Annotated in this window: 14 protein-coding genes; 12 read left to right on the top strand and 2 right to left on the bottom strand. The window is 66.2% G+C overall.

Annotation, left to right across the window (positions count from 1 at the left end):
- Nucleotides 1–3: 3 nt before the first annotated feature.
- Nucleotides 4–1,614: an alkaline phosphatase family protein gene (locus NDI85_RS03175; RefSeq protein ID WP_310914885.1), complete on the bottom strand. Its 1,611-nt coding sequence runs from the start codon at nt 1,612–1,614 to the stop codon at nt 4–6.
- A 281-nt stretch (nt 1,615–1,895) separates the two neighbouring features.
- On the opposite strand from NDI85_RS03175, the gene NDI85_RS03170 reads away from it, so the two are divergent.
- From NDI85_RS03170 to aglF, 4 genes are all read left to right on the top strand, one after another.
- Nucleotides 1,896–3,809, top strand: a complete 1,914-nt coding sequence (locus NDI85_RS03170) for a right-handed parallel beta-helix repeat-containing protein (RefSeq protein WP_310914884.1) — start codon at nt 1,896–1,898, stop codon at nt 3,807–3,809.
- Nucleotides 3,810–3,811: 2 nt separating this feature from the next.
- Entirely contained in the window at nt 3,812–4,012 is a 201-nt protein-coding gene (locus NDI85_RS03165; protein WP_188994701.1) for a hypothetical protein, read from the top strand.
- A gap of 76 nt (nt 4,013–4,088) precedes the next feature.
- Nucleotides 4,089–4,961, top strand: coding sequence for a 3-keto-5-aminohexanoate cleavage protein (locus NDI85_RS03160; RefSeq protein WP_188994703.1), 873 nt, complete (start codon nt 4,089–4,091; stop codon nt 4,959–4,961).
- Nucleotides 4,962–5,025: 64 nt separating this feature from the next.
- A complete protein-coding gene (gene aglF / locus NDI85_RS03155) occupies nt 5,026–5,805 on the top strand; it encodes a UTP--glucose-1-phosphate uridylyltransferase AglF (RefSeq protein ID WP_188994705.1) in 780 nt (259 codons plus the stop codon).
- A gap of 28 nt (nt 5,806–5,833) precedes the next feature.
- On the opposite strand, the gene NDI85_RS03150 is transcribed toward aglF, so the two are convergent.
- Nucleotides 5,834–6,793, bottom strand: coding sequence for a polysaccharide deacetylase family protein (locus tag NDI85_RS03150; protein WP_310914883.1), 960 nt, complete (start codon nt 6,791–6,793; stop codon nt 5,834–5,836).
- A 233-nt stretch (nt 6,794–7,026) separates the two neighbouring features.
- Here NDI85_RS03150 and NDI85_RS03145 point away from each other — a divergent pair, with 233 nt between their 5' ends.
- From NDI85_RS03145 to NDI85_RS03110, 8 genes are all read left to right on the top strand, one after another.
- On the top strand, nt 7,027–7,608 hold the full coding sequence (locus NDI85_RS03145; protein WP_188994709.1) for an acyltransferase: 582 nt from the start codon (nt 7,027–7,029) through the stop codon (nt 7,606–7,608).
- Complete coding sequence (locus NDI85_RS03140) at nt 7,605–8,378, top strand: hypothetical protein (protein WP_310914882.1); 774 nt, start codon at nt 7,605–7,607, stop codon at nt 8,376–8,378. Before NDI85_RS03145 ends, NDI85_RS03140 begins: the two co-directional genes overlap by 4 nt.
- Entirely contained in the window at nt 8,375–9,412 is a 1,038-nt protein-coding gene (locus NDI85_RS03135) for a DUF354 domain-containing protein (RefSeq protein WP_310914881.1), read from the top strand. Before NDI85_RS03140 ends, NDI85_RS03135 begins: the two co-directional genes overlap by 4 nt.
- Nucleotides 9,409–10,302 carry a polysaccharide deacetylase family protein gene (locus NDI85_RS03130; protein ID WP_310914880.1) on the top strand — a complete coding sequence of 298 codons (894 nt, stop codon included), beginning with the start codon at nt 9,409–9,411 and terminating at the stop codon, nt 10,300–10,302. The genes NDI85_RS03135 and NDI85_RS03130 overlap by 4 nt, the downstream gene beginning before the upstream one ends.
- Nucleotides 10,303–10,336: 34 nt before the next feature.
- Entirely contained in the window at nt 10,337–11,341 is a 1,005-nt protein-coding gene (locus tag NDI85_RS03125) for a GNAT family N-acetyltransferase (RefSeq protein ID WP_188994717.1), read from the top strand.
- Between the two features lie 5 nt (nt 11,342–11,346).
- The gene (locus tag NDI85_RS03120; RefSeq protein ID WP_396275516.1) at nt 11,347–12,288 is read left to right on the top strand and encodes a glycosyltransferase; all 942 of its coding nucleotides are present in this window, start codon (nt 11,347–11,349) and stop codon (nt 12,286–12,288) included.
- Nucleotides 12,289–12,369: 81 nt separating this feature from the next.
- A complete protein-coding gene (locus NDI85_RS03115) occupies nt 12,370–14,199 on the top strand; it encodes a hypothetical protein (protein WP_188994719.1) in 1,830 nt (609 codons plus the stop codon).
- Nucleotides 14,196–15,665 (top strand): flippase, encoded by a 1,470-nt coding sequence (locus tag NDI85_RS03110; RefSeq protein WP_310914877.1) that lies wholly within the window; start codon nt 14,196–14,198, stop codon nt 15,663–15,665. Before NDI85_RS03115 ends, NDI85_RS03110 begins: the two co-directional genes overlap by 4 nt.
- Nucleotides 15,666–15,689: the final 24 nt, after the last annotated feature.

Raw genomic sequence — 15,689 nt, 5'->3', positions numbered from 1 at the left:
TGGTCACTCCCCGTCCGAGAGATAGCCGAGGTTGGCGAGTCGGTCGGCCACGTCGTGGTCGTCCCGAACCCGTCGCTCCGTCGTCTCGTAGTCGGGGTACTGCTCGACCGGCGTCGGGTCGACTATCGGGAGGGGGGTCCCGTCCATCCGCTCGTCCCGCGGGACCCCGAACGTACTCAGAACTGTCGGTGCCACGTCGAACAGGTGTGCGTCAGCGAGCGACGCCGACGTATCGACGGCCGGGCCCGTCGCGGCGAGGACGCCGTCGCGTTTGTGGTTCCACGGCTCTCGCGGCGTCCCGAACCACTCGCCGAGCATGGAGCCGTTGAGGAAGTTCTCGAACGCCCGGGGGACGACCAGCACGTCCGGCGCGTCCTCGACGTAGGGCCCGTCGAAGACGGCCTCTCTGGGGAACACCTCCTCGAAGACCGGGTTCCCGTCGGGGTCTTCGAGGGTCGCGAGTCGGTCGATAACCTCCCGGCGCGTCGCCTCGTACGCGTCTGGCTGGACGACGCCGTCGGGTTCGCGGCCGGCGAGATTGAGACGCACGCCCAGTTCGATGCGGTCGCGCATGTACGCCTGCGAGGCCCGGAAGTCGACTTGCTCCGTCCCCGCTCTGACGGCGTCGGTCGGTGCGATTCGAGCGACGACCTCGGCGAGGCCCAGCGGTTCGAGGACGGCCTCGACGCGCTGACTCGTCACGCCGGCGCGGGCGAGGAGGCCCACGCCTCGTTCCAACAGGCCGGGGTCGGGCGTCCCCCCGCTCTCGCCCTGCTGGAGGCGGCGGCGGGCGATGGCGTCCCACGATGGCATCCCTTCTCCGCCGGTCGTCGTCTCCAGCAGGTCCCAGTCCCGTAAGCACTCGTTAACGCGGATCTCGTGCCCGTCGTAGGGGCCGATGCCGTGGTCGCTGACCACGAGTACGTTGTCGGGGTCCGCCGCGTCGAGGGCCGTCGCCACGGCGTCGTCGACGGCCCCGAACACGCACTCGACGGCCTCGATGTCCTCCGGTCGGCGGTGAAACACCGTGTCGGTCTGCTGGAACTCCAGAAAGCCGAAGTCGGGGTCGAATCGGTCGACGAGGTAGGCGAAGGCGTCGCCTCTGGTCTTCGCGTGGGCGGCCACGTCTGCCAGTTCGGCCTCGCCCGGCGTGTCCATCGGTCCGTAGACGGTGTACGATCCGATGGCGTCACGCACGTCGTCGAGGACTCCCTCGGGGTGGCCCGGCGGGTCCTCCGGGGAGACGTAACCCGGGATTACCGCGCCGTCGACTGCGCTCGCGGGGGCTGTCACCGGGACGTTCACGACGACGCTGCTGTGTCCGTGGTGGTCGAGCAGCTCCCAGAGCGCGCGGGCGCGAACGTCCGTCGCGTCCACGACGTCGTGGTCGTAGCCGTCGAAGCGGAGGAAGCCGTAGACACCGTGTTTCCCGGGGTTGACGCCGGTGTACAGCGACGGCCACGCGCTCGGCGTCCACGGCGGGAGTTGCGAGGTCAGAGGACCGCTGGCGCTCTCCTCGAAGAGTCCCGAAAGCGTCGGCGTCACGTCCGCCTCGAACAGCGGGTCGAGTACGGAGCGACAAGTCCCGTCCAACCCCAACAGCAGTGTCCGCATCGTGGCCGACTCTCGCGGCTGCGGGCTTTGTTATCTGAGTCTTACCGCCGCCGAGCCACGGTATGTGATTCCTAGACACACGTTACCCAAGAGTAGATTCAACTTATCGAACTATTTCTTCGCGTGTTCCGAAACGACCTGAATTAACGGCTTTCTACGAGGAACCAACTACGGGTGGTAAGGAGACCGAACGTAATTGGTGAGTATTCTCGGGTAAGTAGGAGTACCCTACGCAGCAGGTGGTCAGAACACCTTTTCAGGTAGGTTGTGCCTGCCGGGATATGGCAGGAAGCCACGACGACGACACAGCCGAGAAAGGACATCGTACGAATCGCCGCACATTCATGAAGACCGTCGGCGTCGCCGCGACGGCCGCCGTCGGGAGTACGGCCGTCACTGGTGCGTTCGCGGCCGATACGACCGTCGACCTCGCCGACGAAGGCCTGCAGAACGGGGAGCTTATCGACCCCTATCTGGAGGAGTTCTTCGTCGACGGGAACGAAGTGCTGATTCCGGCCGGCGAGTACGAATACACGGGTGACGGCCTCGGCGGCGACGTCGCCAACGCGGCACTCGTCGGGTCCACCGACGGCGTCACCTTCAACCGCCCGGACGACCCCGAGACGACAGTTAGGCCCACCATACGGGCGACGAGCGGGACCGTCCGCATCGAGAACATCACCGTCCGCGGCAAGCGCGGCGAGGAGCAGTCCCGCTGGCGCGTCGGCGCCGACGAGGGGGCGACGATGGAAGTCGTCAACGTCAACGTCCCCGACGGCACCGTCAAGAACTCGGACTCGACCGGCGTCTACGCCGGGTCCGACCACGCCGGAACGCTCCTGGTAAAGGCCTGCTACTTCGCGCAACTCGGCAATGTCGCCTGCTACGTCTCTGACCCCTACACGGGTGGTAACGGGACGGTAATCGTCGAAGACTGCGTCTTCCGGAACACCAACTCGGCCGGCGTGCGCTTCGCGCCGGGCGACAGCGTCGTCCGCGGCTGTTACTTCGAGGCGACCGAGGAGTCGCCCACCGAGACCGGCGGCGGCCGCGCCCAGCGCGGCATCAAGATCGACGACGCGGGTCAGGACGTCGTCATCGAGGACTGTGACTTCAACTGGACCGACGTCGGCGGTCCCTGCATCGACTTCCACGAGCGCGGGGAGGGTGGCTCCGGGGTCGTCCGGAACTGCCGCATCACGAACGACGGCGACAGCGAACCGTTCGACACGGAGTGGGGCGTCTCGGGCGACTGGACCGGCGAGAACATCCAACTCACGGGCAGCGGTCCGACGGACGTGCCCGACGGGTTCGAGGCCGTCACCGGGAGTGAGGCCACGCCCGCGAATACGGACTACGCCATCTGGACGCCCGTCGGCGGCGAATCCGCGAGCACGACGGACGATAGCGAGTCGACGACGAGTACGGAGACCGAGACGGCGACCACTACGGAGACGAGTACCGAGAACTCGACCGAGGAGAGCACGGAGACCGAGACGGCCACTCCAGAACCCACAGAGACGGCCACTCCAGAACCCACAGAGACGGCCACTCCAGAACCCACAGAGACGGCCACTCCCGAACCCACCGAGACCGCCACGCCCGAACCCACGGCGACCGAAACGGCCACTCCAGAACCCACCGAGACAGCCACACCAGAGCCGACGGAGACGGCGACGCCCGAACCCACCGAGACCGCCACGCCGGAACCGACGGCGACCGCCACACCAGAGCCGACGGAGACGGCCACGCCTGAACCCACGGCGACCGCCACCCCCGAACCCACCGAGACCGCTACGTCTGAATCCACCGAGACGAGTACCACGGACAGCACCGAGGGAGCCAGTCAGCAGCGAAGCCAGTCGTCGTCCAACGCGAGCGACTCGCGAAGCGACACCGGCACCGAGAAGTCCTCGGCCCCGGAGGGATACCCCAACCGCATCGAGATAGACGGGACCGGCGACGCCGAGGAAGCGGCCACCTACACGTTCTCCGTCACCGGCGACGTCGTCGTCGACGAGGAGCGGACGAAAGTCGTCAACAGCGGGACGGCGGCCGACGAGAGAGAAGACACCATCGGTTGCAGAGTCGTCACCGGACACGTCGGGAACGGCGTCGATGCCTACTACTACAGCGGACGCCTCCGCGACGTCGACGTGCAGGGCGACGGTGAACTGTACATCTACCACGGCTGATCATGTTCTCGAACAACGAGTGGGACGACGTCCCCGACGACCCCGACCCCCACGAGAACTTAGACTACGAGATGGAGGAACTCACCGTCATCCAGTCGGAGACCGACGAGAAGTACGTCTTCCTGCCCGCAGAGGAGTCCCATCTGCTGGAGGACGCGTTCATCGTCGCAAGCGCCGACGCCCTCGTGGAGTTGCGCGAATGAGGCCGAATTAAAGAACTCCATAACTATCCACCGGAAGGTGGTGTGCTCACACACACCACTATAGGTGTGGGTGACGATGACATACGACGACTACATTCGCGGCCACGAGACGATACTCGGTGTCGCGCCGACGGGCTACCGGTATTCGACAGACGTGAACGACTCGCTTCCAGTGACCCCCGAGGACGTCGCAGAACAGGTGTACGAATCCGCCTCGTTCGGCGCGACGCTGGCCCACCTCCACGGGCGTGGCGCAGACGGCGACCCGGCCCCGTCACGGCTGCCGGCGTTTGGCTCGGCGGTCAGAGACCTCTGTCAGGACGACGTGCTCGTCGAGTACGCCGTCGAACCGGCGTGTTCGGCGGGCGACTTCCTCACAATCATAGACGAGGGACCGGCGCCGGATTTGGCGTCCGTCCGAGTCGGTCCGGCGCAGTACGGCTACCGCGACGGCTCCGAGACGTCCCGTCGTGACGTCGACAGACTCGTCGAGGAACTGGTGAAACGCGACATCCGACCGAACCTGCTGGTGACCAACGGCCGCGACCTGCAGGAGGTCTTCCGACTGCTTGAGCAGTCCGCCCTCGACGACCCACCGGTCCTGACGCTGTTGTTCGGAGCGGGGGACGGGACCGTCGCGACGCCGATGACCGTCGTCTCGCTGCTGGATGCGGCCCCCGAGCGGGCGACGTGCCTCGTGCGGGCGACCGGCCCGAACCAGTATCCGCTGACGGCCATGGCGTTCTTCCTCGGGGCCCACCCCGTCGTCGGGATGGAGGACAACCTCTTTGTCGCCCCGGAGACGCCGGTCGAGCGCAACGCCCAACTCGTCAGACAGGCCGCCGAACGGGCACGGTACTCGCTCCGCGACGTCGCCACCCCGTCGGCGGCCCGCCGACTGCTCGGACTCTCTAGCCTCGAGACGGAAGACAACGACATCGAGGTCTGAAAACGCCGCTTACCGAGCGAAGGCGCACCATACCTTTCTCTCGGGACCCCGCCTCACCGGTACGATGGACGCTGTGATACTGGCCGCCGGTCAGGGAACGCGGCTCCGCCCGCTCACCGAGGACAAACCGAAGGGGATGGTCGAAGTCGCGGGCAAGCCCATCCTCACACACTGCTTCGAACAGGTACTGGCCCTCGGTGCCGAGGAACTGTACGTCGTGGTCGGCTACAAGAAACAGGCCATCATCGATTACTACGAAGACGAGTTCGAGGGCGTGCCAATCACGTACACCCACCAGCGCGAACAGAACGGCCTCGCGAGGGCCCTCCTCACGGTCGAGGAACACGTCGACGACGACTTCATGCTGCTGCTGGGGGACAACATCTTCGAGGCCAACCTCTGTGACGTGATAACACGCCAGCGCGAGGAGCGGGCCGACGCGGCCTTCCTCGTCGAGGAAGTGCCGTGGGAAGAGGCCAGCAGGTACGGCGTCTGTGACACCAACAAGTACGGCGAGATAACCGAGGTCGTCGAGAAACCCGAGGACCCACCCTCTAACCTCGTCATGACCGGCTTCTACACCTTTACCCCGGCTATCTTCCACGCCTGTCACCTCGTCCAGCCCTCGAACCGCGGCGAGTACGAGATCAGCGACGCCATCGACCTCCTGCTTCACTCCGGCCGGACCATCGACGCCATCCGCATGGACGGCTGGCGCGTCGACGTGGGGTATCCCGAGGACCGCGACGCGGCCGAACAGCGGTTACAGGAGGACGCGGTCCCCGCAGAAGGGGGGTCGGCAGACGATGACTCGGCGTCGGTCGCACAGTCCGGGAGCGAGTGAGCCGTCGCAACGTCGCGTATGCGGTGTACTACGACGTGTGACCGTCGGCGATAGGCGGCGATTCGGCCCGTAACGTCCGCCGCGCGACGTTGGACATCGTCTCGACAGTGAGGTCGGCGGACGCACGCGTCCGGTCGAGGTAATCGAGTATCGCACGGAGACGGACGACGTCGCTCTCCCCGGTGACGTTGTTCGGGTGCAACCAGAGGTGACAGACGCCATCTTTTCTCGCCGCGGCGTCGATACCGAGGCGAGCCTGCTTGACGACCGGGTCGCCGACCGTCGCGGAGAACACCTGTCGGGCGACCCCCTCGAACTCGAAGAGGTACATCGACGCCGGGACGTTCACGAGGCCGTACTCGTCGACGGTCGGGGTCACGAGCGGCGGCGGGTCCTCGACCACCGTCGCCCGCGCCAGCTTTCGAGCGGCGCCGACGACGGGTCCGTCGACGCCGGGCGAGGGTGCCGTCCCACGATAGGCGGTGAATCCGGCGTTCGCGAGGGCGTCCCGATGGCCGACTCGGTTGCGCGGGAACACGAAGGAGTGGAGCGAGACGCCGGCGGCCTCGGCGGCCTCGACGGCCCGCCGACACTCCGCGTCGGCGAGTTCCGGCGTCGCGTAGTCGGCGCCGAACAGCACGTGCGAGTAGGTGTGACAGCCCACCTCGTGGGCGACCGGTCCCTCGACGAGCAGGCGAATCAGGTCCGGCGCGAAACGGAATTCTTCGGGCATCGGGTCCGGGTCCCGCTCGTGTGCGAACCACCCCGGCGGCGAGGGGTGACCGACGTGGGCCCCGTTACACGACTCCTCGAACAGGTGGCCGACGACGGCCCACGTCGCCGGGACGTCGAACTCCTCGAACAGGTCGACGAGGCGCTGCCAGCCCCAGCGTGCCCGCTCGATACGTGCTATCGGACGGTCCTCGGCCGGATAGTCGTGGAAGCCCCAACCGAGTTCCGCATCGACGGAGACGACGACAGTTCCCATTTGTTCCCGAGTGGCGGTCACCCACCTTGGTTATGCGACGGTGACGGGCCGGTAAGCCGTCTGTAGCGTCAGGTTACGACACGTCGACGGCGGCCAATAGCGGCTATCGGATTCACAGGACGCCCATAACAAAGCCCGGAACTGGCGGAAATCTCCGACAGAGCGTAGATGACCGGGTCCCACAGCGTCGACCGATTCGAGACGTACCGACAGCCCTCACGGAGGCCGATTCCATGAGTAAGTGTCAACTCGGGAACGGGTGCCGCATCGCCGAGTCGGCACACATCCTGCCGCCGGAGGGTGAGCAGACCCCTGTCAGCATCGGCGACGACGGCGTCGTCCGCTCCGGGTCGGTGATATACCCCGACGTCGTCATCGGTGACGGGTTACAGACGGGACACAACGCCGTCATCCGCGAGGAGACGACGCTCGGCCACGACGTGGTCGTCGGGACGCAGACGGTCATCGACGGGCAGACAGACGTCGGTGACGAAGTGAGCATGCAGACCGGCGTCTACGTCCCGCCGAAGACGGTCGTCGGCGACCGGGTGTTCCTCGGCCCGCGAGCGACGCTGACGAACGACCCGTATCCCCTCCGAATGGGCGTCGACCTCGTCGGCCCGACCCTCGAAGACGACGTCTCTATCGGCGCGAACGCGACGCTCCTGCCCGGCGTCACCGTCGGCGAGCGCTCGTTCGTCGCGGCTGGTGCCGTCGTCACCGACGACGTGCCGCCCCGGACGCTGGCGGTCGGTTCGCCGGCGAAACATCGCCCGCTACCCGAGCACCTCGACGCCGCGAACGCCTACCGATGACGCGTGACTTCACCGACGATGCCTACACGGAGTTGCTAGACACCGGTATCGAGGCCGGATACGACTTCCTGACGGTCAGGGAGTACATTCTGCGCGAGGACTTGCCAGAGCGGTTCCTGCTTCTCCGTCACGACGTGGACCGCAAGCCCGAGAACTCGGTCCGGTTCGCACGCATCGAGGCCGAACGGGACGTTTCGAGTACGTACTACGTCCGCACCATCGAGAAGGTGTTCGACCCCGAGATACTCGACCGTCTGGAAGCGCTCGGCCACGAAGTGGGCTACCACTACGAGGACTTAGACCGCGCCGACGGCGACGTCGAGGCCGCCAGAGCGTCCTTCGCCGACCACCTCGCTCGCCTGCGCGAACACGTCACCGTCGACACCGTCTGTATGCACGGCAACCCGCTGACGGCCCACGACAACCGAGACATGTGGGACGACCCGGCGGACCTCGAACCGTACGGCATCGTCGGAGAGGCGTACCTCTCGATGGACTTCACCGACGTGACCTACTTCTCGGACACTGGGCGGACGTGGCGCGACGGCGCGCTCAAGATAAAGGACCACACGATGGGCGAAGGTAAGAAACACGTCAGCGCCGACTCGACGGCGGACCTCCAGACGCTCCTTCGGAATCGTCGGGTCGACCGGGCGTGTCTGTTGACACACCCCAACCGATGGGCCGACTCGACGCCGGAACTGGTCGCAGAGGCAGCAAAAGACGCCGTCACCAACGTCGGAAAACGGGGGTTGACGCTGCTGCGATGAACGTCCACTTCGAGGTTGGTCACCCGGCCCACGTCCACCTGTTCAAGCACGCCATCTGGGAACTGGAAGAGAGAGGCCACGAGACGTACGTCACCGCCCGCGAGAAGGAGGTGACGACGGACCTGCTGGACGCATACGACATCGACTATCGGGTGCTCTCGACGCAGGCGGACTCGACGCCGCGACTCATTCTGGAGTGGGCGCTCCGGGAACTGAAACTGATTCGGGCCATCCGCGCGTTCGGCTCTGACGTCGTCGTCAGCCATCTCAGCCCCGTCGCCGCGCAGGCGGCCCGACTGACCGGAACCCCGAGTGTCACGTTCACCGACGACGAGGTGGAGACGCGTTCGCTCCGACGGTTCACGGTCCCGTTCACGTCGCGTATCTGCACGCCAGCGTGTTTCGAGATGGACCTCGGGGAGAAACACCGCCGCTACGACGGCTACCACGAACTCGCTTACCTCCATCCGGACCGCTTCGATCCGGACCCGTCGAGCCTGCGTGACCACGGCGTCGCCGTCGACGAACCGTACTATGTCCTCCGGTTCGTTTCGTGGGCGGCCCATCACGACGTGGGTCGTTCGGGCTTCAGCCGCGAGGCCAAACGCGACCTCGTGGACTACCTCTCTGAGCGCGGGAGGGTGTACATCACCAGCGAGTCCGAACTCCCGCCCTCCTTCGAGGCGTACCGACTCCCGGTCCCGCCGGAGGACATCCACGACCTGCTGTACTACGCCGACGGCTACGTCGGGGACTCCCAGACGATGGCGCTCGAAGCCGGGTTGCTGGGAACGCCCGCGGTCCGGTCGAACTCGTTTGTCGGCGACGACGACATCTCGATGTTCAAGGAACTGGACGAGCGCGGCCTCATCGTCAACGTGGCCGACGAACGAGCGGCGGTGGCTCGCGTGAAAGACATCGCCGAGAACCCGGAGTCCGCGGCACAGTGGGACCTGCGCCGGGAACGACTGCTCGCAGACCGCGTCGACGTCACCGACGTCGTCGTCGAGGAGACGCTGGAAGCGGGCCGATGAGCGTCCAACGTGAACGAACCGAGTGGGTGCCCGACGGTCACGAGTTCGCGCTCTGTCTCACGCACGACATCGACCGGCCGTACAAGACCTACCAGTCCCTATTCTACGCACTCACGCGGCGTGATCCGAGTCACCTGCTCGATATCGCTCCCAGCAGGACCCCGTACTGGACGTTCGACGACCTCCTCGACTTCGAGCGAGAACAGGGAGTCAGGTCGGCGTTCTACGTCTTGGACGAGCAGTCGCTCTTTACCGACCGGTCGCCGCGCGAGTGGCTGACGATGACGGGCTGGCAACTGTACGCCGGCCGGTACGACATCGAGGACGAGCGAATACGGGACCTCCTCGAAACCCTGCAGTCGGGCGGGTGGGAGGTCGGCCTCCACGGCTCCTACGAATCCGTCGACGACCGAGAGCGCCTCCGCTCGGAGAAGGCACACCTCGAATCGGTGCTGGGCGAACCGGTCCTCGGCGGCCGGCAGCACTACCTCCGTCTGGAGCGCCCCGAGACGTGGGAGCACTACCGGGCCATCGGTCTGCAGTACGATGCGACGCTCGGGAGCCCCACCGAGTACGGATTCACCGACGGCTACCGGCCGTTCCGGCCGTTCGACGACGATTTCGTGGTGTTCCCGCTGACGGTGATGGAGGCCGCACTCCCCGACCCGGCGGCGTCGTTCGACCGGGCCTGGGCCGCTTGTGCGTCCTTACTCGACGAGGCTGAAGCGAACGGCGCGGTGATGACGGTGCTGTGGCACCCGCGATACTTCAGCCACGATCACCCGGGGTATGGACGCCTCTACCGTCGGTTAGTGCGGGCCGCACTCGACCGCGGTGCGTGGGTCGGCGCACCCGGCGAACTGTACACTGCGTGCGTAGGAACTAGATAACCAATACCGTCGACAGGTGACTCAGGAGCGCAAGATGCGAGTCGAACGACTGACACTCCCAGAGTGGGGGGACGCACTTCCGTCGAGCGGGTACGAGGTCTTCCATCTCCCAGCGGCGCTGTCGGCTATCGAGACACACGCCGACGGAACCCTCATCCTCTTCGGCGGGTTCAAAGGGCAGGAGCCCGTCGGCCTGCTTCCTATCGTCGAGACGCGTCGGACCGTCGGCCGGACGCTCATGTCCCCGCCGCCCGGCATGAACATCCCGCGACTGGGCCCCATCGTGATGCCGACCAGCCCGAAACAGCGCAAGCGCGAGCGGGTCAACAAACAGTTCGTCGAGGCGGTTCTCGACGACCTCGGCGCGACGAGCGCACTGTCGCTCGTTCGCCTGCTGACACCCCGGCAGTACGGCGACCCTCGCCCCTTCCAGTGGGCCGACTTCGACCTGTCGACGCAGTTCACGTACGTCGTCGACCTCGCCGATACGGACCCCGACAGCGTCCTCGAATCGTTCAGCAAGAGTCTCCGTCGGGACATCCGGCGAGGGCGAGAGAGCGACGTCACCGTCTCGGTCGAGGGCCTCGGCGCCACGAGAGAGGTGTTCGAGACGACCCGGAAGCGGTACGTCGACCAGAACCGCGGCTTCCCCCTCACGTGGGCCTACGTCCGTGACCTCGTCACCGGCCTCGACGACCGGGCGCGGGCCTACGTCGCCCGGGACGACGAGGGTTCCTTCATCTCCGGCGTGACGGTCCTGTACGGGCCCGACGCGGCGTACTTCTGGCAGGGGGGTGCGCGGGCCGACCACGACGGCATCAGCGTCAACAGCCTCGTCCACTGGCGGGTCATCGAGGACGTCCTCACCGACCCGGCCTTCGAGGACGTCACGGCGTATGACCTGATGGGGGCGAACACGAGACGGCTCTGTGACTACAAGGGCAAGTTCGCCGGCGAACTGGTCCCGTACTACGCTATCGAGACGGACAGTGCGGCAATGAACATCGCGAAGTCGGCCTTCACGGCGGTGACACGGTGACCGAGATTCGGGTGCTCAACCTTGTCACGAACGAGGACGCCCAGTTCTTCCGGGCACAGGTCCAGGAGCTAGAGCGACGGGGGATCGACCTGACGACGCTCTCGGTCCCCGGCCGGAATCGCTCGGAGTCTATCGACGCCAACGAGGACGGGAAACGCTCCGTCCTCGACTACGCGAAGTTCTATCCCTCGGTACTCGCACACTCGCTGGACGACTACGACCTCATCCACGCCAACTACGGCCTCACCGCGCCGATGGCCGTCGCCCAACCGAAGCTCCCGGTCGTCCTCTCGCTGTGGGGGTCTGACCTCATGGGCAAGTACGGCCCGGTCACCCAGCGGTTCGCTCGCTTCTGTGACGAGGTCATCGTCATGTCCGAGGGGATGGCAGAGATATACGAGGGGGAGTGTCTGGTCATCCCACACGGCGTCGACCTCTCCGTCTTCCGACCCATGGACCAGTCGACTGCACGGGAGGAACTCGGCTGGCCGCAGGACGAACGCATCGTCCTCTTTCCGTACCCACCAAAGCGGGACGTGAAGAACTACCCGCGCGCCGAACGCATCGTCGACGGCGCCCGGGACCGCATCGGCGTCGACGTGTCGCTCCGGACGGCGACCGGTGTCCCGCACCACCGGATGCCCTACTACCTCAACGCTGCCGACGCGATGATTATGACCTCGCGCCGCGAGGGGTCGCCGAACACGGTCAAGGAAGCGATGGCCTGCAACCTTCCCGTCGTCTCGACGGACGTCGGCGACGTCCGCACCCGCCTCGACCCGGTCGAGCCGAGTGCGGTCAGCGACGACGACGCGGCGTTGACCGCCGCGCTCGCGAAGATCCTCGACCGGCGCGAGCGCTCGAACGGCCGCGAGTACGCCGACGCTATCGCGTTGGAGCGGATGGGCGAGCGCATCGTCGCCGTCTACGAAGACGTGACAGAATAATGAACAGAAATGCGACCATACCGCCCACAGAGAGACCATAACAATGGCAAAACACTCCGGAGCAGGTTCCAGATAGCCGTCATGTCCTCGAAACGACGCCGTCACGTCGCCGCTCTCCTCGTCGGGTATATCGCCTTCACCGTCGGCGTCTCCGTGGCCGCGGGCGCCGTACCGACCGGCTACGAGATATCCATCTACAGCGCGACGCCCACGACGTTCTGGGTCGGTGTCGTCGTCGCCTTCGTCACCGCCGTCCTCGTCAGTCTGAACGCACCAGTCGCGACGGCGCGCCACCGGCTCGCGCTCCTCCTCGGGACGCTCGTCGGCCTCTCCGCGGCGATGCTACCGATGATTCGCGACTACTACTACTACGGCGTCGGGGACGCCCTCAGCTACCTCGGCTGGACCCGGATGATCGCCGAGGGGTCGCTGAACCCCGTGAACTTCCTCTATCCGGGCATCCACAGCACGGCCGTCACGCTGACGAGCGTCTCCGGACTGCCGCCGCGCCGGTCGCTCCAGTTGGTGGTCCTCTTTTTCGTCGGCCTGTACGTCCTCTTCACCGCGCTGTGCGTCGCCCGCATCGCGGCCCGCTCGAACGCCGTCGCCGTCGGGACGTTCTTCGCACTGCTCTTTCTCCCCATCAACAACATCCACACCTACATCTTCCCGTACCCGACGAGCGAGGCCATCTTCTTCACGCCCTTCGCCCTGTACGTCCTCCTCCGCTACCTCGGTGATAGGGAGTCGCTGCTGACCGTCCGCGGGGTGCGCGTCGTGACCCCGTTGGGAGTGATTCTGACGCTCGTCGGCATCGCGGCCATCCTCGTCCACCCACAAGCCGGGTCGAACGTCCTGTTCGCCATCGTCGCCGGGTTAGGCCTCCAGGTACTCGCACAGCTATACGGCCACTTCCGGTTCGAGGAGCGCATCACCGGCCATCGCTCGCTGGCGCCGCAAGCCGTCGTCGTCGGTCTGTTCTTCGCGCTGTGGACGCCTCGGTTCGAGCGTGCGACGGGGACGATGGGAACCGTCGTCAACGGCCTGCTGTACGGGGCGAACCCGGCCGACGAGATATCCCAGTCCAGTAGTTCCCTCTCGGCCATCGGAAGCAGCATCGGCGTCCTGTTCGCCAAAGTGTTCCTCGTCAGCACTGTCCTCTCGATAGTCGCCGGCCTCGTGATGCTCGCGGCGATGTCGGACCGACTGGACGACCAATACCCCGACCGCAACGTGCTGTTGCGCTACCTCACCTTCGGGTTCGTACCGGTGTTCACCCTCTTTGGCATCTTCTTCATCACGAGCGTCACCCGTCAACCGTTCCGCTATCTCGGATTCATGATGGTGTTCGTCACCATCCTCGCCGCGGTAGCCGTCGCCGACGGTATCCCGTTCGGACTGGACTTCTCGACGGAGAACTGGCGGGCCGCCGTCGCCGTCGTCGTCGTCCTCATGGTGGTGCCACAGGCGATGACTCTCCACCAGTCCCCGCACATGTACAAGGACTCGGACCACGTCCCGGAGACGTACTACGAGGGGCACGTCACTACCTTCGAGAACCGCGACCCGTCGGTGTGGTTCGCGGGGCCGCGCGGCGGCCCGCGCCGGTTCGTCGACGCCTACTACGGGACGACCTACTCCGACTACACGCCGACCGGCGAGCACTTCCCCGGGAAAGAGGAGAAGATACCCTTCGCGGTGTTCGGCAACAACGAGTCGACGCACTACTCCCACTGCCGGTACGTGCCGCTGACCACCAGGGACTACAAGAAGGAGATCGGGCTGTACGAGGGCTTCCGATACTCCGCCGAGGCGTTCCGGTCGTTCCGGCAGAACCCCGACGTCTACCGAGTCCAGTCGAACGGCGACTACCGACTCTACTTCGTCCGGGGTGAGGACTGTCTCCGATGACGCTCCGGGAGCGCATCGCCAAGGGGTTCAAAGCGACGCTGCTCTCTCGGGTCGTCCACGCCGTCGCCAACGGGGCGCTCCTCCTCGTCTTCACGCGGTACCTGCTCGACCCCGAGCAGTACGGACTGCTCTACTTCGCCGTCTCGGTGGTCGGCGTGGCCGAACTGTTCGGCACGCTGGGCCTCACGAAGGCGACGGCCCGCTACGTCAACGAGTACCTAGAGAAAGACGACACGCAGGTCCGCCACATCATGCGGTGGTCGTTCTACGGCGTCCTCGCGATGGCCTTCGGCGTCTCCGCGGCCATCTCCCTCGCCAGTGGCCCCCTCGCGTCCCTGCTCGGTCGACCCGAGGTAGCGCCCGTCCTGACCGTCGGCGGCCTCTACGTCGCCGGCCGCTCGTTCATCAGCTACGAGCGGTCCGTGTTTCAGGCCTTTAACGCCGTCACGTACAGCGCCGTCCTCACCGCGACCAACAGCGTCGTCAGACTCTGTGCGGCGGTGGCGCTAGTCGTCCTCGGCTACGGCGTCGTCGGCGCGATGGCGGGCTACGTCCTCGGGTTCGGCCTGACGGCCGCGTTGGGCCTCGTTCTCTTGTACGTGCGCTTTTACCGTCATCTGCCGAGGACCGGCGCCGCCGAGACCGGCCTCCGGCGTCGACTGCTCCGGTACAGCGTCCCGACGGCGGCCACCCGAGCGAGCGTCGTCCTCGACAGCAAGATAGACACCGTCCTCGTGGGGATGTTGGCGACGCCGGTGGCCGTGGCGTTCTACACGCTCGCCCGACAGGTCGCCGACCTCTGTATCGTCCCCGCACAGTCGCTGGGGTACGCCGTCACGCCGACGCTGGGCGAGCAGTCCGCCGCGGAGAACCGCGACCGGGCGGCGAACATCTACGAGCAGTCGCTGCGGAACATCCTCCTGCTGTACGTCCCGGGCGCCGCCGGTCTCTTCGTCGTCGCCGAACCGATGGTCCGCTTCGTCGTCGGGCCGGACTACCTCGGTGCGGTCCCGCTGATTCAACTGTACGGCGTCTTCGTCATCATGCGCGCGATAGAGAAGATTACCGCGAACACGCTCGACTACCTCGGCCTCGCCCGCGTGCGGGCCGTGGCTCGCGGGACCAGCGCCGTCGGTAACGTCGCCCTGAACCTCGCGCTCATCCCGTCGCTGGGGGCGCTGGGGGCAGGTATCGCGACGGTTATCACGTACTCGGGCTACGGGATGGTCAACATCTACTACCTCCATCAGGAACTCCCGTTCGACGCGGTGGCCGTCGTGAACCACCTCGCCCGCGTCACCGCCATCGCCGTCGTGATGGGCGGCGTCGTCTACACCGTGATGCCGTATGTCACGGGACTGTTCACGCTCGCCGGCGCTATCGTCCTCGGCGGGACCATCTGGACCGCGCTCTCGGTCGCCAGCGGTCTGCTCGAACCGCGCGCCGTCCTGTCGTTCATGAGCTAACAGGCACTCTATAACTACGACTGC

Origin of the sequence: Haloarcula sp. S1AR25-4 (genome assembly GCF_031624555.1) — an archaeon.
Classification (GTDB): domain Archaea; phylum Halobacteriota; class Halobacteria; order Halobacteriales; family Haloarculaceae; genus Haloarcula; species Haloarcula pellucida.
This window is presented reverse-complemented; position numbering and strand designations above follow the sequence as displayed.